General features: G+C 67.3%; 14 protein-coding genes. 6 read left to right on the forward strand and 8 right to left on the reverse strand.

Going from position 1 to position 21,369, the window contains the following annotated elements; genetic code table 11:
• Positions 1-135: 135 nt before the first annotated feature.
• The gene (locus tag I2501_RS40590; protein WP_196194327.1) at positions 136-6,525 is read right to left on the reverse strand and encodes an RHS repeat domain-containing protein; all 6,390 of its coding nucleotides are present in this window, start codon (positions 6,523-6,525) and stop codon (positions 136-138) included.
• 494 nt (positions 6,526-7,019) lie between these two features.
• Here I2501_RS40590 and I2501_RS14145 point away from each other — a divergent pair, with 494 nt between their 5' ends.
• The 4 genes from I2501_RS14145 (at position 7,020) to I2501_RS39330 (ending at position 15,024) form a co-directional block, all read left to right on the forward strand.
• Positions 7,020-11,921: a LamG-like jellyroll fold domain-containing protein gene (locus tag I2501_RS14145; RefSeq protein ID WP_328806364.1), complete on the forward strand. Its 4,902-nt coding sequence runs from the start codon at positions 7,020-7,022 to the stop codon at positions 11,919-11,921.
• A 113-nt stretch (positions 11,922-12,034) separates the two neighbouring features.
• Positions 12,035-13,114 (forward strand): hypothetical protein, encoded by a 1,080-nt coding sequence (locus I2501_RS14150; RefSeq protein WP_196194328.1) that lies wholly within the window; start codon positions 12,035-12,037, stop codon positions 13,112-13,114.
• A 106-nt stretch (positions 13,115-13,220) separates the two neighbouring features.
• A complete protein-coding gene (locus tag I2501_RS14155; protein WP_196194329.1) occupies positions 13,221-14,171 on the forward strand; it encodes a LysM peptidoglycan-binding domain-containing protein in 951 nt (316 codons plus the stop codon).
• 484 nt (positions 14,172-14,655) lie between these two features.
• Complete coding sequence (locus tag I2501_RS39330; protein ID WP_328806365.1) at positions 14,656-15,024, forward strand: lytic transglycosylase domain-containing protein; 369 nt, start codon at positions 14,656-14,658, stop codon at positions 15,022-15,024.
• 275 nt (positions 15,025-15,299) lie between these two features.
• Here I2501_RS39330 and crcB (I2501_RS14165) read toward each other — a convergent pair whose 3' ends face one another.
• The 5 genes from crcB (I2501_RS14165) to I2501_RS14185 form a co-directional block, all read right to left on the reverse strand.
• Positions 15,300-15,674 carry a fluoride efflux transporter CrcB gene (gene crcB, locus I2501_RS14165; protein ID WP_196194330.1) on the reverse strand — a complete coding sequence of 125 codons (375 nt, stop codon included), beginning with the start codon at positions 15,672-15,674 and terminating at the stop codon, positions 15,300-15,302.
• A complete protein-coding gene (locus I2501_RS14170; protein ID WP_196194331.1) occupies positions 15,671-16,066 on the reverse strand; it encodes a DUF190 domain-containing protein in 396 nt (131 codons plus the stop codon). The genes crcB (I2501_RS14165) and I2501_RS14170 overlap by 4 nt, the downstream gene beginning before the upstream one ends.
• On the reverse strand, positions 16,063-16,608 hold the full coding sequence (gene crcB, locus I2501_RS14175) for a fluoride efflux transporter CrcB (RefSeq protein WP_236046337.1): 546 nt from the start codon (positions 16,606-16,608) through the stop codon (positions 16,063-16,065). Before crcB (I2501_RS14175) ends, I2501_RS14170 begins: the two co-directional genes overlap by 4 nt.
• A gap of 243 nt (positions 16,609-16,851) precedes the next feature.
• Positions 16,852-17,628 (reverse strand): class I SAM-dependent methyltransferase, encoded by a 777-nt coding sequence (locus tag I2501_RS14180; protein WP_196194332.1) that lies wholly within the window; start codon positions 17,626-17,628, stop codon positions 16,852-16,854.
• Between the two features lie 340 nt (positions 17,629-17,968).
• Positions 17,969-18,460 (reverse strand): hypothetical protein, encoded by a 492-nt coding sequence (locus I2501_RS14185; protein ID WP_196194333.1) that lies wholly within the window; start codon positions 18,458-18,460, stop codon positions 17,969-17,971.
• Positions 18,461-18,540: 80 nt separating this feature from the next.
• On the opposite strand from I2501_RS14185, the gene I2501_RS14190 reads away from it, so the two are divergent.
• Together I2501_RS14190 and I2501_RS14195 are read left to right on the forward strand one after the other, a co-directional pair.
• Positions 18,541-19,014, forward strand: coding sequence for a hypothetical protein (locus tag I2501_RS14190; protein ID WP_196194334.1), 474 nt, complete (start codon positions 18,541-18,543; stop codon positions 19,012-19,014).
• A 92-nt stretch (positions 19,015-19,106) separates the two neighbouring features.
• Entirely contained in the window at positions 19,107-19,943 is an 837-nt protein-coding gene (locus I2501_RS14195; protein WP_196194335.1) for an ATP-grasp domain-containing protein, read from the forward strand.
• A gap of 61 nt (positions 19,944-20,004) precedes the next feature.
• Here I2501_RS14195 and I2501_RS14200 read toward each other — a convergent pair whose 3' ends face one another.
• The gene (locus I2501_RS14200) at positions 20,005-21,093 is read right to left on the reverse strand and encodes an MBL fold metallo-hydrolase (RefSeq protein ID WP_196194336.1); all 1,089 of its coding nucleotides are present in this window, start codon (positions 21,091-21,093) and stop codon (positions 20,005-20,007) included.
• A gap of 15 nt (positions 21,094-21,108) precedes the next feature.
• A complete protein-coding gene (locus I2501_RS14205) occupies positions 21,109-21,321 on the reverse strand; it encodes a hypothetical protein (protein WP_196194337.1) in 213 nt (70 codons plus the stop codon).
• Positions 21,322-21,369 lie beyond the last annotated feature (48 nt).

Raw genomic sequence — 21,369 nt, forward strand, 5'->3', positions numbered from 1 at the left:
TCGGGGTGAAAAAACATCAAACGCCGGGCCTACGGTGGTGGGGGGGGCGCCCCCGCCCCCCCCCCCCCACGACAGATCTACGGGCAGGCTACAACACTGACTTCGTCATCATATCTATCGACGAGCCATCAGGGCCTAGTAGCTGAATCCGGTCGTGGACGTGTAAGTATCGCCGGTATTTGTTCCTTCGCTAGCGTCGCTGGGAGGCGCGATTGGTGAACCAGTTCCAAGATCGTAGGTCCCGAGCGAGGCGCCGGTGTCGTCGACAACGGTCGCAGTGCTTCCTGCGTATCGTCCTCCGGTCCTGCCCATGGTTCGTGCAACCCAGGATTCGATCTGGTAAGCATCGCTTCCCTTGGGAACCTGAATGAAGATCTGTCCATCGTTGGCCGCGCCCGCCTTGTCCAGCTTCTTATAGCCCAACTTGAGCTGCTGGCGGAAGGAGTTCTCGGTTCCGTTCGCGACCTTTACTTCGCGGTCGAGCACGACGTTGCCTTGCCGGTCGCGGAACTCGACATCGGGCCCTTCGTCGCCGACCGGTCCAACGTAGGGATCGGTTCCCTCCGGACCGCCCTCGAGGGCCTTGTAGGCGTTGACCTCCGTGAGCGATGCGCCTGTTCCGTCCCCACCACCTCGGTGTTCCTTCACCAATGTCTGGGCGTACCCATCGAGTTGTTCCTGGGACAGGCCGGAACTGGAGGGCTGCCCGCTCGAGTCGCTTCCGCTCGAGTCGCCACCGCCTGATCCGCTTTCCTGGACGGCGTAGGCGATATTCGGAGCCGCGACCGAGGTGACCACAGTGGCTGCACCGAGGTTGATGACGGCGGTTCCTGCGACCGCGACTGCCGCTCCCAGCACACAACCCGCGCCCGTTGCGCACAGGCCACCTGCGAGGGCGTCAGCGCCCGCGCCAAGCGCCATCTCGCCAAGACCGAGGGCGAACATCGGCAGGCTTGTACGCGACATGACCTGCTGAGCGGTGTCCACGAAGTTGGACGCGGCGTTGCTCAACGAGTCGAACCAGTCCTCACCCGTGGGGTCGCTGCCCGTTACCGGGTCGTTCGAGCTGTAGTCGTACCCGGACATCTGGTTCGGGTCGGACTGTTCGAGGTATGGGTCGAGTGAGATGAATCGGCCGGTCTGTGCGTCGTACTCGCGCGAACCGAGGTTCTCGAGGTTGGTGACGGAGTCAGAGAGACCGCCAACGTACCCCTTGGAGCCGATCCAGTTGCTGGGAACCGTCCCTCGGGCACCCCCGAACGGGAGGAACTGGCGCCGTGTCACTGCCTGGGTTTGGTAGTCGATCGACAAGGTGTCAGTGCCCTGCCGGTTCGGGATCAGATATTGAATGTCCCCAGAGCTGGATCGCGCAGCGATGATCGTGTTGTTGACCGTGTAATAGCGAGTCCCGCTCAGGGCCTGGGTGCCGAGGTTCTCAACTAGTTGCGCGTCTCCCAGGAAGAGGGTCGCCTGGCTCGGGCCGATTCGCATGACGAGATTGCCTGAGACGTCATAGACGTAGCTGGTGCTCGAGGAGCCCGCAGCGTCGGTGAGCAGCTTGTTTTGGTGGTTCCAGGTCAGGGATTGGTTTCCGAGTGCCCCTCCGGAGATGGACGTCGTGTTTCCGGACGCGTCGTAGGTGTAGCTGGCTGTGTTGGCAGCTGCGCCAGGACCGGTCGCCGTGGTGTTCGTCAGGCTGTGCGGCTGATCCGTGGCGGAGCCGGCCGTGGGGTAGTTGTAGTTGGTCGTTGTGTCGTTGGCGGTGTTCCCGCTGGTGTCGTGGTCCGTCTGCGTTTGACGTTGGCCGTCTGCTGTGTAGGTCCAGGACTGCCAGTAGGGGTTGGGTCCGCCGATTGTGCTGCTGCTCCCGGACGCTGGGGTCGCCGCGCAGTTGTCTGTGGCGGTCCAGGCTGCGGACAGCCGTGCGGCCCAGTCGTATGTGAAGCACTGCGTGTCAGTGACTGCGCCGCCGTTCTGACTGTCAGTCACCTGGGTCAGCAGGCCGGCGCCCTGTGACTGGCTCGAGCTGCTCCAGGCGTAGGAGGTGTCGTCCACCACCGTAGAACTGCTGGAGTCTGAGGTCTTGGCATCGAGCGGCTGACTCGTCATGGGGTCATAACTCAGGTTTAGCGCAACCCAGCTGGTGGAGGGGCCCATTGTGTACTGCAGCGGCTGACCGTACTCGTCGTATCCGAGTGCGGACAGGTAGGTCCAGGCCGTTGTCCCGGTGCTGGCCAGACTCGTGGTTTGCCCGAACTGGTCGTACCCATATGAGAGGGTTTCCGAAGGGAGCCCTGCCTCTGCTGGATCCTGCTGCGTCGCGAGCGTCCCCGTGCTCTTGTACGTAAATGAGGTCGTGTACCCGCCGGAGGGCGTGAGCGCGGCAACGCTGCTGGGCATGTTGCTCAAGGTGGTTCGTTGCGCGGCAACGTTGCCGAGGTTGGTGTAGCTGAGAACGCTGTCGGTTACCGACGCGCTGGTGGTGCCGAGCGCGTACGACGTGGACGAAGTCAGCAGACCCTTTTTGAGGGTGTCATAGGTCCAAGCTGCGATCTGGTTCGAGGCGGCCGGTGTGACGTTCGTGCCGGTGATGTCATAAGCCGCGGTCCGGCGACCGTCCAGGTCGTAGGTGAAACTGGTCTTGTCGCCTCGTGCGTCGGTGGTGGTGAGCACCTGGCCTGCGTTGTCATAGGTTGCGCTGTTCGAGCCGGCATCCGGATCGGTGGCAGCGATCTGGTTCCCGAGCAGGTCGTACTGCCAGGTCCAGCTGTTGCCTGCAGAGTCGAGCTCTGAGGCCTTCTGCCCAGCCGGGTTATAGGTGTAGTGCGTGTCTGAGTAGTCCGATGCCGGGTCGTTCACGGGGTCCGCGGGGACGCTGGCGTGGTACTGGTAGAGATCGGTGGTGCGGCCGCGCGCATCGGTCAGGGTGGACTCGGTCACGCCTCCGGTCGGCGGAATCGTGGTGACGAAGTTGCCGCCGTAGACGGTCGTGGTCAGCCACTTCTGGGTGCCGAGCGCATAAGCGACGGCCGAGGTCTTGCGGCCCGCTCCGTCGTAGACGAAACCTGTCTCGGACGGGATCTTGCCATCCTGTGCCTGCACCAGAGTCGCACTCGGTGCCCCTGCGCTGTAGTAGGGATCCGTTGTCTTGGCGACCCAGCCATCGGTGTTGTATACGGTGTCCGTAACGGTGCGACCGCCGTCCACGGTGGCGACCTGGGTTTCGCGTCCGCGCAGCATGGAGTCGAGCAGCAGCTCGCTCGTGCGGTACGTCCCGTCATCGTTCAGCGTCTGCGTAGTCACCGAGCTCGGCGCTGTTGCGGACACTGTGTACGAGTACTTGGCAGACGCCGAGGCGATACCCGGCTTGAATACTGCAGTCCTGCGCCCAAGGGCGTCATACTGCGCGCTGGTCACGAAGCCGGATGCATCAGTCTGGCTCAGAACCAGCCCACGCAACGGGTCGAAGGACTGGGTGAGCGTGTGCGAGAGCGGGTCCGTGACGGTGATGTTGGTGGGTGCAGCCCCCGTGGCAGGCGTGTAGGCGGTGTGGGTGGTGCGCTGATCTGCGTCGGCACTGGTGACAGGGCGACCATACTCATCGACCGTCTGAGTCGACATGGTTGAAAAGACAGGCGTCGATCCGTTGTAGGAGGTTGCCTGCATGGTTGAGGTGGGGTCACCGACGCTCGGGGCTGCGCCGAGTGTGGCGGAGCCGTCGTAGTAGACCTGCTTGTCGGAAACTGCGTTCGCTGGAAGCGTTGGGGTGGTGGAGCAGTTGGCCGACACGGTGCGGGTCTCAGCGACCAGATCAAGGATCCATGCCGAGGTGTTGTCGGCATAGGTCGTCGTGGTGCAGAGGTCATCCGCGGTAGTGGAGACATCGCCCTGATCGTTGATCGTGGTGACCCGACCGTAGGCGTCGTGTGTGTAGTCCGTCTCGGTTTGGCGCGTGCTGCCCGAGGCGAGGGGTGTGTAGACCTTCGTGTCCGCGGTGCCAGTGATGAAGGCCTGCTGCGAGGGGAGGCCACCGGAAAGGGTGTGAGTTGCCGTTGCGCTGCTCGACCAAGGGTCCGTGACGGTGTCGGTCACGACCTTGCCGCTGCCCCACCCGTTGTAAAGGACCACTTCGTAGGTCTTGCCGGCATACTGTGCCAAGTCGGTGACCGGCGTGTCGCCGCGGGAGTCGGTGACAGTGACAGAGCGGGTGCCACCGTTCGGAAGCGTGTCGCCATCCATCCCGCGGAAGTAGGTGTAGTCGGTCTCGGTGACCGGGTCCGGCGCGGTGCCGGTCGAGACCTTGATGCCGCCGTAGCCGTGCCACTGGTCCCAGGTGCGCTGGCTCGAAGGGGTCAACGGGTTGTCGTTGTAGTGCCAGGCCGGCGAGCCGACGGGCGTGTAGCTGGTCATGATCGTGTCATTGACGCCGCCGCCTGTCGGATCCTGCTCGGTGACCGTTTTGACGATGTACTTGTTGAACCAGTCCTCGATCGGGGAGGTTTGGCCGCTCGGGGTCCAGTAGTCCGGGTAGCAAAGCGTGGTGTTCTGGCTAGGGTCAGTGGGCGTGCCGTTGGCGCAGGCCGGAGCGGAGTAGCCGACGCTGATCACCTCACCGGTCTCGGTGGTTATGGTGTTGAGCCGGTAGCGGGTGATCGGGGGGTAGCCGTCGCTCAGGTTGACACGGTTCGACAGCGGCGTGCCAGAGAACGAAACAGGCGGCATGGCGATCGGCGAGGTCGAACCACCGGCACTGGTGTCCTGGCCTGTGTTTGTTACCGTGTTCAGCCACAGCGACGGGGAGGTGGAGTCACCGGTCGCGGGGAAGGAGTAGGTGAAGGCCCAGGAGTCTACGTTGGTCTCCGTGGTTCCAACGAGGGCCTGGGTCTGGATGCTGGCCAGCTCGTTCTCGGACCAGAAGGACGGCGCGTTCGACGTGCAAGAGGCACCGTTGGCGCAGTTGAGGTCGTACGGGACATCTGGCCAGTTCGACGCTGTCGATGAGGTCAGCGTCGAGGTGGCACAACCGGTGGAGGACGTGTTGCACCGGCCATTGTAGGTGAAGAGCACCTGGCCTGCGGGGCTGGTGGTGTAGACCGAGCCGTCACGCTGGCCGTACTGGATCTTCTGCAGAGCGGCGTCGCGAATGTAGGGGGTGTTAGCCGTTGTGCCCAGGTCCCGCGCGTAGTAGTTGGTCGAAGGCGTGTAGAAGTAGGACATCACGTCGCCGTGGGTGTCCTTGACGTAGTCCAGCATCCACCGGTATCCCTGCTGGCACCATGAGTTAGCCCAGGTGGAGTTGTAGCAGGGCTGCCCCGACGTGGTCGCGTAGACTGGCTCAGTCAGGACCGAGTTCGTCGCAGTGTCGCCCGAGGACCAGCCGGGCAGCTGGTTCAGGCCGAACGTGTACTGGGTGCCGTCGCTGGTGGTGACGCGGAAGTACTCGCCGTTCTGCGCGCCGTTGGACGCGCCTGTCAGGTACTCGACCCGTTCGTTGGAGTCGCCCTGGGCCCGATAGGTGCCCGTGGTGTCATCCTTGATCAGCGCCGTCGTGGTGCCGTTGAGCGACAGGGTGAGCTGATTGTCGCTGGACCAGCAGTTGTCCCACGTCTGGGTGGTGCCAGACGGATTCTGGTGGCAAGACTGGTAGGAGCGCTCAACGTAGTTGCTCGGCAGCGCGAAACCGTCACCGACGACCGAGGCTTGGTTGTTCGTTGATGAAGTCAGGCCATCCACGCTCTGGGAGTCATAGCCCAGCGTGATGTTGGGAGCCAGGCCACCCGGAACGCTCGGGGGCTTGATCGGATACGTCCAGGTGAACGAGTCCGTGCTGCCACCGGCCTGCCAGGAGCCCGACGGCTTGAGAGAAGTCGCGGAGAAGTCGCCGCCGCCGCCCGAGTCGGAGCTGGCCGCCAGGACCATGGCGGAGGTACCGGACACCGTGTTCGCGCGCAGACCGGCCGTGGCTGTCGGCGCGTGTGGGCCCTGGCCGGTCGTCAGTGCAAGGTCCGCGGAGAGCGTCTGCGCCTTGGAGCTATCGGCCCCCGCGAGGGGTGTCTCCGTGCGGCAGGCTGCCAGCTGCGGGGTGGTCAGGGCACACGCGGGGAGCTGGACCAGGCGCAGTCGCGATGCCCAGTCGGCACCGAAGGCGCCGGCGAAGTCCTTGTAGCCGAGGTCGAGTCGGACTTTCCCGTGCGCGGTGCGTGGCAGGCCCGTCACCGACAGGAGCACGCCGCTGATACCCGCGGCGCGTGCCGAAGTCTGTGGCAGGACACGCACGGAGGTCCCGGTCAGGGTGACTCCGGATGAGGGCGTCAGCCAAACGGGGAGGGTCCCTGCCTGCTGCTGATGCACGCCGGCTGAAGCTTTGGGGCTGGCGGTGCGTGCCGTCGGGACGGCGTTGCCATCGGCAGCTACAGTGCCCTGCCCCGTCGGCCAGGTCACCTTGGGCGCCGGTGAGCTCGCGAGGCGCTTTGCGGGGTGGTAGTGGGAAACCACTGGGGTGACCGGAACCGGTGCGGTCTGCACGATGCCGGGTGCCTTGTGCACCGAGGCGGGTTGCGCGGCGCCAGTGAGCCCCACAATCAGCGCCGCCGTAGCGGCAGTCGCGGTGCCCGCCCGTCGCAGGCGTCCCGGCGGTCCGTCACCCGGCCCTCGTGGCGCCAGAGGACTTGTCGTCCATCTCATGTTTTGGCTCCTTGTCGACAATGTGTTGATCTTGAAGCTCCGCGCGGACCCTACCAATGCGCACCAAACTGTCGACATGGCCGATCGTCACAATCGGACGTGCTCTTACCAAGTTATTGATTCGGACACATCAGTCCATGTTCTGACCTGCAGTGACATTCCGATGATCTTGCGACTATTGATCACTGGCGGTCTCAGCTGCGGGGCCCGTAGGTTCGGCATCGCCGACCGGGATGGTCGGGTTGTCGAAGAGAGAGCAGATGATGCAGAGACAACGCACTGGGGCTATGCGCCGCCGGAGCCAGAGGGCTGTGGTGGCGCTGGTGGCGTTGGGGGTGAGTGCAGTCGGGCTGGTGCCGGCGCACGCGTCAGTCCCGAACCCCTCGAAGGCACTGAATGCCAGCGGTTCGTCCGAGCCTGTCGCCCGCCAGGCAGGCTCGGGTAAGGCGCTGACGCCGCTGCCGAGCGGGTTCGGGCTCACGGCGGTTGACCAGCTGCGCATGCAGCAGGCCGGCGCCCAGGCCCGGCACTCCGGCCAGGCGGTCGCTGTCGGCTCGCTGACCACGCCTACGGAGTCCGTCCTCGCGGAGCCGTCGGGGAAGTTCGAGCTGGCGGCGAACCCCCAGCCGGTGCGCGTCGCGCGCGGCGGCGGCTGGGTCTCGGTGGACCTGAAGCTGGCGCAGCAGAGTGACGGAATGTGGGCGCCGGGGGCGACCGCCTATGGGTCGGTCGAGTTCTCCGCGGGTGGCCCCGGACCGCTCGCGGTGACCCGGTCGGGCGGCACGTCGCTCGCCCTGACCTGGCCGACCGCCCTTCCTGCGCCGGTGATCAACGGTGCGACGGCGACCTACCCGTCCGTGCTCCCAGGCGTGGACCTGCAGGTGTCCGCGACGCCGGACGGCGGACTGAGTGACGTTCTGGTCATCCACTCCGCGCAGGCCGCCGCCAACCCCGCGCTGAGGACCTTGCGTCTGGGCACGGTCGTGCACGGTGGCCGCCTCTCCTCCGCAGCGGACGGCGGACTGCAGCTGACCAACACTGCGGGGCAGCTTGTCGCCGACGGTGCGACCCCGATGCAGTGGGACTCCAACATGGTCCTGCCCGCCTCGCGCACACCCCGCGGAGCCAAGGTCGCCGCCGATGCATCGACTGCCGGGCAGCCCGGGCTGGCTGCCCATCTTGCGCGGGTGGGCACCAGGGTGGGTTCCGGTTCGGTGACGCTGATGCCGGACGCAGGCATGCTGGCGAGCCGGTCGACGGTGTGGCCGGTGTATGCGGACCCGTCGGTGAACTGGCACCCGGTCAGCTACGGGTCCCCGATGTTCGACGAGGTCAAGCAGGGCTGCTCGGGCAACTCCTTCGTCAACAACACCGGCAGCCTGGCTGACAACGGGTACCTCGGAGTTGGCTACAACGGCTGGTCTGAGGGCGAGTGCAACACCGGTGACGAGCACGCGATCTACCAGTGGAACCTGTCCAAGACGATCTGGGGCGCTGACGTCAACAGTGCCACCGTCAACGCGACCGATGTCTACTCGGCGTCATGCTCGACCACGGCGACGGTGAACTTGCACTGGTCCAAGGGCATAGGCTCCGGCACGGACTGGAGTAACCGGCCCGGCTACAACAGCTACTCCACCTCGGCGAGCTTCGGTCCTGCGTACAACAAGACCTACTGCCCGAGCAACGGGTCGACGACCAACGGCTTCAACGTGCTCTCGCCGATCAAGAGCGAGGCGGCGGCGCACTCGTCCACGTTCACGGTGACGCTGAGCGAGGACTCGTACGAGTCCTCCTGGAACGACCTGGGCTTCAAGCGCTTCGCCAACAACCCGACGCTGCAGATCTTCTTCAACAACCCGCCCAACCCGCCGACCGCGAACACCATGTCAGCTGTCGCTGGTGCGGACGACGCCGCGTGCTCTACGGTGACGCCGGGCCCCTACATGGGCAAGACCATCGCCTCGACGCCGCCCGTGCTGAAGGCGAAGGTCACCGACCCCAACGGCGACAAGCTGCAGGCCACATTCCAGTACTGGATCAACGGCTCCTCGACCAAGTACACCGCGACCAGTGCGGACAACCTGGCCTCCGGCACCTTCGCGACGGTGTCACTGCCCTCCAGCTTCATCTCCTCGCTGACCAACGGTCAGACCGTGGACTGGCAGGTGATGATCACCGACGGCATGGACCCGACCAGCTACGCGCAGTCGCCGACCTGCCACTTCACCGCCGAGCCGACCGCGCCGGACGACCCGACCGTCTCGTCGGTGAACAACACCTTCCCGAACACCGACCAGAACGACGGGGTCGTCGGCGCGGCCGCCGGCACCGCCGGGCAGTTCTCGGTGACCGGGAACGGCACCACCGCCACCAAGTTCGTCTACAGCCTCGACCAGCTCCCGGCCACCAGCAACCCGCCCGCAAACGAGACCGTGACGGCGTCGAACAACACGGCCACGGTCACGGTCACGCCGCCGTCTCCCGGACCGCACACGCTGTACGTGTACTCGGTGGACGCCGCCGGTGACGAATCCGGGCACGAGGCCTACCCGTTCCTGGCCGCCGGTCACGCGGCCAGCACCTGCACCAGCCTGACCGCCTGCTACGACAACACCGCCATCAGCCCGGACAGCAACATGAGCCTGGGGGCCGCAGACGGCTACTCCAGCATGTCCGCAACCGACCTGACCAACGCTGGCTGGACCAGTGGCGGCAAGGTCACCGTCAACGGCGCTACCTTCACCCTGCCCACCTACGGCAGCGGGCAGAAGGACAACGTGGTGGCCGCCAACCAGACCGTCACCATGGGCGGCCAGGGCAACGCGCTTGTGTTCCTGGCGAACTCCACCAACGCGTTCATGGCTGACCCCGGCGCGGTACAGGGCCAGTCCACCGCCCCTTACGTCCCCGCTGGGACCGGTATCTCCGGTTCATACTGCTTCTCCGGCACCACCCCCGTGGGCGTCTGCCCCGCGACCGGCACCATCACCTACGCCGACAACACCAGCACCACCTACACCCTGACCGTCCCCGACTGGGTGAGCGGCCCGCAGTCCATCGCCGCAGTGTCTCTGCCACACTGGAACCGGCCCTCCGGCCAGGTCGTGGCCGGTGCCGGCCAGGGTCTGAAGATCTACTCGTTCTCGGTACCGATCGACCCGACCAAGACCATCGCCTCGGTCACCCTGCCGGACGTCAGCAACACCGGCGCGGGAACCCAGGCCCTGCACGTCTACGGCATCTCCACCCGTAACACCACCGCCGGCACCCCGGAGGCCAACGGCACCTACGCCGCGGCGGGCTCAGGCCAGTCCTGGACCGGCGCGTGGGGCAACCCGAACGAGGGCAACTACAACCTGAACAACGGCAGCTACAGCAACCAGACCATTCGCATCGCGCTGAAGCCGTCCATGTCGGGCTCCACCGTTCGCATCAAGCTGGACAACGGTTTGGGCACCAGCTCGCTCAGCATCGGGCACGCCACGATCGCGCTCAGCTCCACTCCGAACGCGATCGGCGCGGTGCCGTCGGGGACACCGACTACGTTGACGTTTGGCGGCAGTCAGAGCACCACCGTGCCCCAGGGCGCGATGATTTACAGCGACCCGCTCAACTTCACTGTCACCGCAGGCCAGTACCTGCTGGTCTCCTACCAGCTCACCAACTCGGTGCCGTATCTGGTTCAGCACTCCTACAGCAATGGCTCGTTCGAGTACATCACCAGCGTGGGTTCCGGTGACTTGACTACAAGCACCAGCACCACACCGTTCACCACGAACGCCGCAAGCTACGGCAGCTTCACCGACCTGGTCACCGGCATGGACGTGCAGTCCGCGAACGTCCTCACCGAAGCGGTTCTCGGCGACAACCTGACCGACCCGTTCCAGCCCGGCACCACGCTGCCCAACTCCAACGGCTACCGCGTCTCCGACGCACTCGCGGGCGCGATGCCCAGCACCGCCCAGCCGTTCGGCGTACTCGCGGAGGGCATCGAGTCCAACCAACTGATGAAGGACTACCCGGAGACGTACAACGGCAGCACCATCGGCGGCCCGGCCGCACTGTCCCGGATCGACCGCGACATCCTGGACCAGCCCAGCATCAACACCGTCGTCATCAGCGAAGGCCTGGAAGACCTCCTCGCCGGAGACACCAACACGGACCTGGAGAACAACGGCTACACCGCCCTCGTCCAGCAGCTCCAGGGCTGGGGCATCAACGTGGTGCTGACCTCGCTGACCCCCTGCGACGGGTTCACCGGAGACGGCGCCACCCCCAACGACCCCTGCACCCTGACAGCCAACACCGGGGTCGACGCCTACCGGATGGACGTCAACGCGTACCTCGGCGGCAACAACCTTGGCACGCAGTGGAGTTCCCCGGCGGTGTACTTCGCCGACTACGACGCGGCCGTCTCGATCCCCGACCCGAACAACGCCGGGGTGGAGAAGCTCGCCGTCGGCGCTGACGGCGGCGACCATGTCAACCTCTCGCTGGCCGGCTACGGGGCACTCGCCAACTCCCTCCTGTCCCCCCAGGACACCTGGGAACTGGACGACGGCAACACCAGCACCGCGGTCACCGTCGCCCAGGACACGGCGAGCACCGACGACGTCAACCAGGTCCTGACGCCGAACGCCGTCAACAACCCCAACACCGGCAACAACCCGCTCACCCTCAGCGGCACCGGCGCCACCTGGACCAACGACGCCACCCGCGGCGAGGTCCTCTCCTTCGACGGCACCGCAGGGGACGCCGCCACCGCCAACACCGGAGTCATCAACACCACCGGCAGCTACTCGATCTCCGCTTGGGTGAAGATGACCAACACCACCACCTACAACACCGCCGTCGGAGAAGCGGGCGTCAATTCCGACGCGTTCTACCTGCAGTACTCCAAGGGGTACAACGCCTGGGCCTTCGTGTCGCCCTCAAGCGACAGCGCCAGCCCCAGCAGCTACCCCCACGCCGCCGCCAGCACGGCGCCTACCCTCAACACCTGGACGCACCTGGTGGGTGTCTTCAACGCCGCGACGAAGACCATGAGTCTCTACGTCAACGGCACCTTGGCGGGTACTGGCACCAACACCACCCCCTGGGCGGCCAGCGGTGTGCTGCACATCGGCAGTGCCGGCGGAAGCAACTACTTTCCCGGTGAGATCAGCAACGTCCAAGCCTACAACTACGCGCTGACACCGAACCAGGTCACCGCCCTGTACCAGCAGATCCAGTAGCCGGTCCATCAACACCTGGCGGCCGGGCCGGCGGTGCAGCAGCGCTGTCGGCCCGGCCGTGATGGGAGCGGCCTGATGCCGCGCAGAGCACCCGACACAGGAGAGAAACACGCATGCGCATCTCCCGCGCCCACCGCACCGCCTTCATAGCGGCGGCCGTCACCACCGCCTTCACCCTGGCCCTCAGCGGCGCCCCTTCTGCCGGAGCCGCGACCACCCCAGCCGAGTTCCAGCTCACCATCAACACCTCCGCCAACGCCGCCCCGCTGCACACCATCCGCAATGCGGACGGCACTTGGACCGCGTGGGACCAGGTTCCGGACATGTACGCCAACCCCGTCGGAACCAGCTCGCAGACCCAGGCCGAGTCCGGCGGTGAGCTGTACTACGCCTCCGAAGGCAGCGGCCAGATCCAGTTCCTGACCCGCGACGCCACCGGCACCTGGACCAGCCCGACCGGCACCACCGCCCCCGTGCCCAGCACCATCCAGGTCGGCGCCGGCCAGACCACCGTCGCCTCACTGGTCGGCTCGGCCGTCCTCGGCAGCGACTTCCACCTGATCGCGCTCGCCGCCAACGGCGACCTGTACGAGACGATCCGTCACTCGGACGGCACCTGGACCTACTGGAACGACCTGTACGACGCCAACAACAACGCGCTCGGCGCCATCGGCACCATCACCGACGCGTCCGTCGCCACCACCAACGGCAGCGACCTCCAGATCGCCGCAGTCGTGGGCGGAAAGCTCTACCACAGCATCCGCACCACACCCACCGGCACCTGGACGCCCTGGGGCGACGTGTTCGCCAACTCCAGCAACCCCGGCACCGCAACCCACGTCGCCATCGCCGGCGTCGACGGCGCCCTCGAGGTCATGGTCACCGTCAACAGCGGCAACGGCCTCTACCACGCCACCCGCAACAGCAACGGCACCTGGACCGTCTTCGGCAACGTCGAATCCGAGACCGGATTCAACCCCGGCACCCTCACTAACCTGGCCATGGCGGCCACCGGAGACAGCTCCACCAGCGACGTGATGGAGTACGCCCTGGTCAACACCTCCGGCACGGTCTACCACGGCATCCGATACACCAACGGGACCTGGAGCGCGGTCGGCGACGTGAACACCGCCGTGCCCGGAACCGGACTCACCGGCCAGACCCCCAGCTCCGCCACCGCCGGCGGCGAATGACACACCGCGGGGCACCCGCACACACGGGTGCCCCGCTCCACCACCACCGCACCCCAAACCCAGGCCGGCCACGTACCGCGACCGCACTTCAGTAGGAGCAGCCTCCATGTCCGCCTCATCCCACGGCCGGCACGCCAAGCCCCGCACGTCCACCATCGGCCGTGCCGCAGCCACCACCGCAATCGGCGCCGCAGCCGCCGCCTCCGCCATCGGCTCGGCCACCGCCGCCCAGGCCGCCACCACTCCAGCCGGCACCACACCGGTGACCAGCTACACCGTCCAGTCAGGCGACACGCTCTCCGGCATCGCGGTCAAGGACCATGTCCCCGGCGGCTACCAGGCCATCGCCAGCCTCAACCACATCGCCTCGCCATACGTGCTCAAGCCCGGCGAGAAGCTCGTCCTGCCCGCCGGCTCCTACATCTCCAACCCGAGCACCCCCGCCCCCGCCTCACCGTTCCCGGTCGCGGTGAACGTCGGCAACGCCACCCAGGTCATCACCGTCCACGCCCGCAGCGACGCCGACGCGACCGTCCAGCTGTGGCAGAAGACCGGCAGCACCTGGACCAACATCTACACCACCATCTACGCCCGCATCGGCGCCAACGGCATCACCAACGGCGCAACCCGCGTCCAGGGCACCGACACCACCCCCACTGGCACCTACACCATCACCCAGGGCTTCGGCGTCGGCGTGAATCCCGGCACCAAGATGCCTTACCACCAGGTCACCACACACGACTGGTGGGTCGAAGACCCCACCAGCGCCTACTACAACCAGATGCGCACCGACACCCAAGGCGGCTTCCACCTCACCGAACAAGGTGCCGACGGCAGCGAACACCTCATCAACTACCCCACCCAGTATCACAACGCACTCGTCATCAACTTCAACATGGACCCCGCCGTCCACGGCCGCGGCGCAGGAATCTTCCTCCACGACCTCGGTCCCGAAGCCGGCCCCACCGCCGGCTGCGTCGCCGTCCCCGCCACGACGATGAACGACATCATGCGATGGATCGACCCCGCCCAGAACCCCGTCATCGCCATCGGCTGACCAGTCGGGCACCACTGCCGCGCTCGCCCCTGGACCAAACCCCAAGGGCGAGCGCGGCATCGGACAACCCCCACCGCCCAGCACGACGGAGAACAGCAGCGTGAACACCCACCGACCGCACCGCCAAACTATGCGGCCCACACCGCACGGCAACCCGCTGGACCGGGCACGCTATTGGTACCCCACGATTGCGATGGTCGGTGCGACTGTCCTGGCCGCGCTCGCAGGCCAGCCCGGCCCGACCCCTGCAGCAGCCGCGGCGCCTGCTGCCACGCGCCCTGCCACCGCGACTGGCGGCAGCCAGCCCCTGAACAGGGGGCTCCCGCCGACACCGACCGCGGCACCCGGCACCGCAACTTCCGCGCCTACAACCGCACCCGGCGCCGCCAAGGGCTCGCGGGTTCCCGCGCTTGTCTGGAACGCCTACCGGTCAGCCCAGCGATCCGTCGCGGTCGGCGATCCGGGCTGCCGCCTGGACTGGACGGTGCTCGCCGGAATCGGGCAGGTCGAATCCGGGCAGGCCGACAACGGGAACGTCACCACGAACGGCACCCCCCGGACGCCGATCCTGGGACCGACGCTGGACGGAACGGGCGGCAACGCCGCGATCCCTGCCCCGAGGGGAGGCTGGGTCCGTGCCATCGGACCGATGCAGTTTCTTCCCTCCACCTGGACCGTCTGGGGTGTCGACGGCAACGGCGACGGCACGGCCGACCCGAACAACATCTACGACGCCGCCCTCTCAGCCGGCCACTACCTGTGCGCGGTCGGGCGGGACCTGGCCGTACCAGCCGACCTGGACGCGGCGATCTCGTCATACAAGGACTCCAGAAGACGGTGCTCGTTCGCATGAGCCGCGACCCGCGCACCCGAGACTACGTTGCCCGCCGGACCACCAAAGGCCTCACGAAACGGGACATCATCCCGCTGCCTGAAGCGCTTCGTCGCCCGCGAGGTCTACAAGGTCATCAGCCGACCTCACGCAGGACTTGCACCACTCCGGCTCACGACTTGACGAGCCATAGGAGCCTCAATCCCGCTCCGACCGCTGGCCTGCACGACTGCACAACTGCATGGAGCGCCCAGAAGCTGACGCCCCGTCTCGTCCTCGCGGACGGCGTCGACGGGTCAGTGCCAGAAGGCGTGAGCGAACGCCGCGCCGGTGAAGGCCGCGCCGAGGCCGGCGACGACGCTGCCGACGATGTTGGCGAGCGCGAAGAAGCCCGCGCCCTCCTCGGTCAACCGCAGGGTCTCGTAGGAGAAGGTCGAGTAGGTGGTCAGCGCCCCGCACAGGCCGGTGCCGACGAGCAGTTGGTCCTGCGCCGAGGCGGCGCCGTCGCTGACGGCCACCGTGAGCAGGCCGAGGATGAAGCAGCCCAGGACGTTGGCGGAGAAGGTGCCCCACGGGAACACCGTGTCGTGGCGCTTCTGGACCGTGCGGTCGGTCAGGTAGCGCAGCGGCGCCCCGACCAGGGCGCCCGCGATCACGATCAGCCAGTTCACCGCTTCTCCTTCCGCTCAGGCTTCCCGGGCTTCTCGGGCTTCTCGGGATTTTCGGGCTTCTCGCGGCCGACGTACCGGATGACCTCGCAGTCGTCGAGGATGACCAACCCCTCGGCGACCAACTCGTCCAACTGCGGCAGGAACGCGCGGACGCGGTCCTCGCTGTCCACGATGACGATCGCGAGCGGCAGGTCCTCGCTGAGCGAGAGGAGACGGCTGGTGTGAATCAGCGAGGACGCGCCGTAGCCCTCGATGCCGCGGAAGACGCTGGCACCGGCCAGGCCGGCGGCGTGCGCGCGGTGCACGATCTCGGCGTAGAGAGGCTTGTGGTGCCAGGTGTCGTTCTCGCCGATGAAGATCGTCACCCGGAGGGCCCGACCGGTCAGCCTCATCGCCGCCTCCATCCGATGACGCGGCGGGTCGACGTCGCCGCGAGCCATACCGCTGCCAGAGCCGCCACCATTGTGGCCGCGAGGTAGGCGAGACCGGTGGCGGCGTGGCCGCCGTCGACGAGTTTCTGGATGTCCACCGTGTAGGTGGAGAAGGTGGTGAACCCGCCGAGGACGCCGGTGCCGAAGAACGGTCGGACCAGGCGATGCGCGGCCCACACGTCGGTGATCACGACCATGAACACGCCGATGACCGCGCAGCCGAGGACGTTGATCCCGAACGTGGTCCAGGGGAAGTGCCCGGCCGCGGTGGGCCAGATCAGTCCGGCGCCGTAGCGGGCGCAGGCACCGATCGCGCCGCCCAACGCCACCACGGCGAGCACCGGCCCCTGGCTTGGGCTGTGGCCTTGCCCTTGGCCCTGCCGTGGGGGTTTCGAGGGGAGCTGAGTTCCGGCGCTGCCCACCATGTCGGTGCTCAGGTCGGTGCTCAGGTCACTACCGGGGTCGACGGGCTCGCTGTGCACGCCCGTTCCGGCCTCTGCCATGTACCTCTCCTACTCGCCCGGAGCCCGCGGTCGGACGCGGGCACGCTGAATCGCAAGTAGGGACCGTTGGCAGCCTCACGGCCACGGTTGGGTACGGCGGGCCCCACCGCCGTGCGACGCCAGGGAACGGCGCGCTGAGTGCCCAGGCTACCCCGCCCCGCAGGTCCGGCAGAAACCGGGTAGTCCGCGCCACGCCGCCGCCGTCCTGGAGCGATCCCCGATCCGGCGCGGACCCCCTCCCCCTCAACCGGCCTTGGCCGCTCGCAGCGAGTAGACCAGCGGCACGCCCTGCTCGGCGGGCAGGCGGAAGTGCCCGCGGTCGTGCTCGTGCAGGAACTCCACCTGGAGCCCGGCGGCGGCCAGGGCGGTGACGACGTCGCCGACCCCGTGCAGCCACTCGACCGTCACGGTCGCGGTCATCGGCGCGTCGGGGTCCGCGTATGTGCCGGGCTCGTCGTAGACGTTCGCGTCGCGGCGGAAGTAGTCGCCCGCGACCGTGCGGCCGTCCTCGCCGAGCACGTCGGCGAAGGGGTGGTACTCGGCCAGGTAGAGAAAGCCGCCGGGTGCGACGAGGGCGGCTGCCACCTGCGCCCAACGCGTGAGGTCAGGGAGCCAGCACAGCGCGCCCATGCCGGTGTAGACGATGTCGAAGGTCTGCCCGTCGAGTGCCTGCACGGCGTCGTGCACGTCCGCGGCGACGAAACGGGCGCTGGTGACACCGGTCTGCGCGGCGAGGGCGCGAGCCGTCTCCACTGCGGGCTCGGAGAAGTCGAGGCCGGTGACGACGGCTCCACGCCGGCCCCAGGACAGGGTGTCCAGCCCCATGTGGCACTGCAGGTGGAGCAGCGTCCTACCGTTGACGTCGCCGACCTCGGCGGGCTCGAAGTCCCGGAGGCTGTCCCTGCCCGCGACGAAGCCCGGAAGGTCGTAGAACGGCCCGGCGGTGTGGATCGGGACGCGCTCGTCCCAGTTCGCGCGGTTGGCCGAGAGCCAGTCGGGAGTGCCTGGGGTCGTGGTCATGGCAGGGACACTAACGAGCCCCGCGCTGACGAATCCACCGCCTTTCCCGCTCCGCCTCCGCAGCGATGCGACACACCGTCAGCAACGGACTGCCCGAGTTGCCCGACCCATATGGCCGAGTGATCCTTAATGAGGGGACCTGCGGTTTCGACGTCGACTAAATCGCCGTAGATGCGCCGGGCGGTGCAGGAACGTCGTCATTGACGACTATCGGTGCGGCGTACTGCGAATTATCCATGGGCTGCTGCCCTTCCGGGTCGCACGGTCCGAGGAGGCGTTCGCATGACCAAGCGGCTCGCAGTCATCACCCGCGCTCGTTTGACCAAGCGCATCGCAGTCATCAATGCGGCACTTGTGCTGGCAGGCGGAGTCGGCCTCGCGGCGTGTAGCAACTCGCCGCCGACCAGCAACGCAGCAAGCGGCACAGCCTCCGGGGCATCGTCGTCAGCGGCGCCCTCCTCACCCTCCTCAGCGACACCGCCGTCATCCCGGGCGTCCTCCCCAGGGGCACCGGCCTCGTCAAGGGCACCCACCTCAGCGGCTCCATCGTCGCCAGGGACACCCACCTCAACGGCACCGTCCTCGTCAAGGGCGCCCTCCTCAGAGATACCGCCCGCTTCACGGGCACCCACCTCAGGGACACCATCGTCGCCACGGACACCCACCTCAACGGCACCGTCCTCGCCACGGACACCCACCTCAACGGCTCCATCGTCGCCAGGAACACCGTCCTCCACAACACCGTCCTCACCAGGAACACCCACCTCAACGGCCCCCTCCTCGCCCGGGACACCCTCCTCAACGACACCCTCCTCCTCCGGGGCGTCCTCATCCGGGGCGTCCTCATCCGGAGCAATGTCGTCGTCTGGGGCGCCCTCCTCAGCAACACCCTCCTCAGGGGCACCGCCGGTCGTGACCGGCTCCTACCCGCTCGGCATGTACCTCTTCACCGGGAACGGCAACACGACCCCGGTAAGGCTGGCCGGCAATGGCGGGTTCAGCGCCGTACCGGCCGTGATCCACACCAGCGTTGGTGACATCATGGTGGGCAACGGCCCGCTCCCACCGGGGTACGGGAACAGTTTCGGCAACAAGTACACGGGCTGGTACTACTGGCTCGGTGACAGCGTGGATGGCCACCCGCTGAGTCTCGGGATGCCGGAAGCCAACCTCAACAACACGAGTACCGTGATCGAGAACGTCGATGGCGATTTCCTGGCCGCAGGGAACCTCTGGATACTCCCCGGTGGCGGCTACACCACCCGGTGCCTGAGCTTCCTCCCGAACCCCACCAAGAGCCTGCAGTTGCAGTGGCTGCGGCTCGACTCCGCAGCCGACTGGGTACCGGCTTCACCGGGCTGCACGGAGAATTCGGGAACTTCCTGAACGTGCTGCTGGGCAGTTAGCCGCGGTCGCCGACCGCGATGGCCCGCCCACGGCCGTGTAGGTTGGCCGCCACCGAACCCGAGAGGTGCAGCATGTCGGCCCGCCGCCCCCGCGTCCTGTTCGTGACCGACCTCGCCTACCAGGCGCAGGGCCGCCGCTACTGCGACGAGGACATCTTCCTGACCTCGCGCCTGCGGCAGGAGTTCGACATCGCTCTGTGCCACCCGCTGGACGCCGCCTCGCTCCTGGACGCGTTCTCCACGGTGGTCGTCCGCAACAGCGGCCCGGTGCTGCACTACCGGGCCGAGTACGAGGAGTTCCGGGAGCGGGCCGCAGCGCGAGGGACTCGCGTCTACAACCCGCTGACGGGGCGCGGGGACATGGCGGGCAAGCAGTACCTGGTGGACCTGACCGCCGCCGGGTATCCGGTCATCCCCACCGTCGAACGGGCCCAGGATCTGGGCAGCCTGCCCGAGGTCGGCGCGTACGTGGTCAAGCCGAAGGCGGGCGCGGACTCGATAGGGCTGAGGGTCGTCCCGCCCGAGCAGCTGGGCCGGCTCGCGTTCGGCGAGATCCTGGTCCAGCCGCGGATCGACTTCCGTTACGAGGTGTCGTTCTACTTCGTCGACGACACCTGCCAGTACGCCCTCTACGCCCCCGATCCCGAGCGTCGCTGGGCCCTGGAGCCGTACGAGCCGACCGAGGCCGACCTCGCCTTCGCCCGCCGCTTCGTCGCGTGGAACACGCTCGACCACGGCATCCAGCGCGTCGACGCCTGTCGCGACCAGGACGGCGAACTGCTGCTGGTCGAGCTCGAAGACCTCAACCCCTACCTCTCCCTCGACCTCCTCCCGGACGGGACCCGCGACGCCTTCGTCGCCGCCATGGCGACCTCGTTGCACCGATTCATCGAGGCGCCGGGCGGCTGAGACGCTCAGGCGAACTCCCGCGGAACCCGCCAGTAGTGGAGAAAGCTCCAGGAGCTCCCGCTCAGGCGTGGACCTGGGAGCCGATGCCCAGGTCGAGGCGGACGGATTCGAGGAGCACGAAGGCCGTGCTCTCGGTGTAGACGTCGGCCGCGGCGAGAACTCCCGTGTACTTCTTGATGACCGGGTCCGCGGCGTACTTGGTCTGGGCGGCCTGGTACTCCTTGACCGCGGCCCACTCGTTGTCGCCGTACTTGGCGAAGTACGGCGTGGGGTCGACGTTGGCCAGGGCCGCCTTGACGCCGACCAGCAGGTCCGCGACGTACTGCTGGTAGATCGCCATGTCCTCGCGGGTGCCGAGTCGGCCCATGTGGCCGCCGATGTGGTGGGTCCAGGGGTAGCTCAGTGCCGTGGCGGGGGCGGCGATGGAGCCGGGGACGTCCTCGTTGAGGTTGAAGCTGTCGAACGGGACCCAGCCGGGCAGGTTGATGTCGACGAGCATCAGGGTGCCGTGGTCGGGGAAGTGGATGTAGATGTTGTCGGGCGTGTGGTTGGTGCCCAGGTGGGCCAGTTCGATGCGCTCTCCGCCGATGTGCAGCGTCTTGCGGTCGGTGAAGGTCGTGTCGGGGACGGGACGGGACGGGTCGTTGTCGCGCAGCAGCAGTGCGCGGGTCTCGACGTGGCCTATGCGCTCGACGTCGTTGCCGAAGAGGAACGAGCCGCCGAGGTGGTCGGCGTGGTGGTGCGAGTAGACGATGTGGGTGACCTGGTTGGACACGCCGTTGGCGCTCGCGACCTCGTCGATGGCGCGCTGCAGGTTGTGCCCGATGGTCGGCGGGGCGTCGAAGAGCACCACGCCGTCGCTGGTGGTCAGGAAGGCGGCCTGGTAGGTGCCGTCGGTGACCCAGTAGAGGTTCCGCTCGACCCTGCCGACGTAGTAGCCCTGGGCGTTGACGGCAGGCCCGAGGGCGGACGGCGGGATCGGGGCGTAGTCCGGCAGGCCGGTCGTGTCGGCGGAGGCGGGCTGCGCGAGGACGCTGCCGCCGAGCGCCGCGGCGAGCGCGGGGACGGCGGCTGCCTTGGCCGAGCGGGCGAGGAACGAGCGGCGGTCCGTCGGGGAGCCGAGGGAACCGAGGGAATCGAGTACAGACATGGCGTCAACATCCTTTCAGGAAAGGCAGGTTCGGCTGAGCGCGACGAGGTCGAGTCCCAGCATCTCCAGCTGCGACAGGACCCCGTACAGACCCGAGCGGTCCAGGTAGCCGACCAGGACGGTCTGGGCGGCCTGGTGCTCCGCCACCAGTCCCGGGAACGCGGACAGCACGGTGGCACCGAGGAGGCCGTCGACGCGGATCGTGTACAGGGCCGGTTCTGCGCTCATGCCCCGATGCTCGATGCGACCCTGGTGAGCTGCCATCACCAGGATCCG

Source organism: Streptacidiphilus fuscans (assembly GCF_015690355.1).
Taxonomy (GTDB): domain Bacteria; phylum Actinomycetota; class Actinomycetes; order Streptomycetales; family Streptomycetaceae; genus Streptacidiphilus; species Streptacidiphilus fuscans.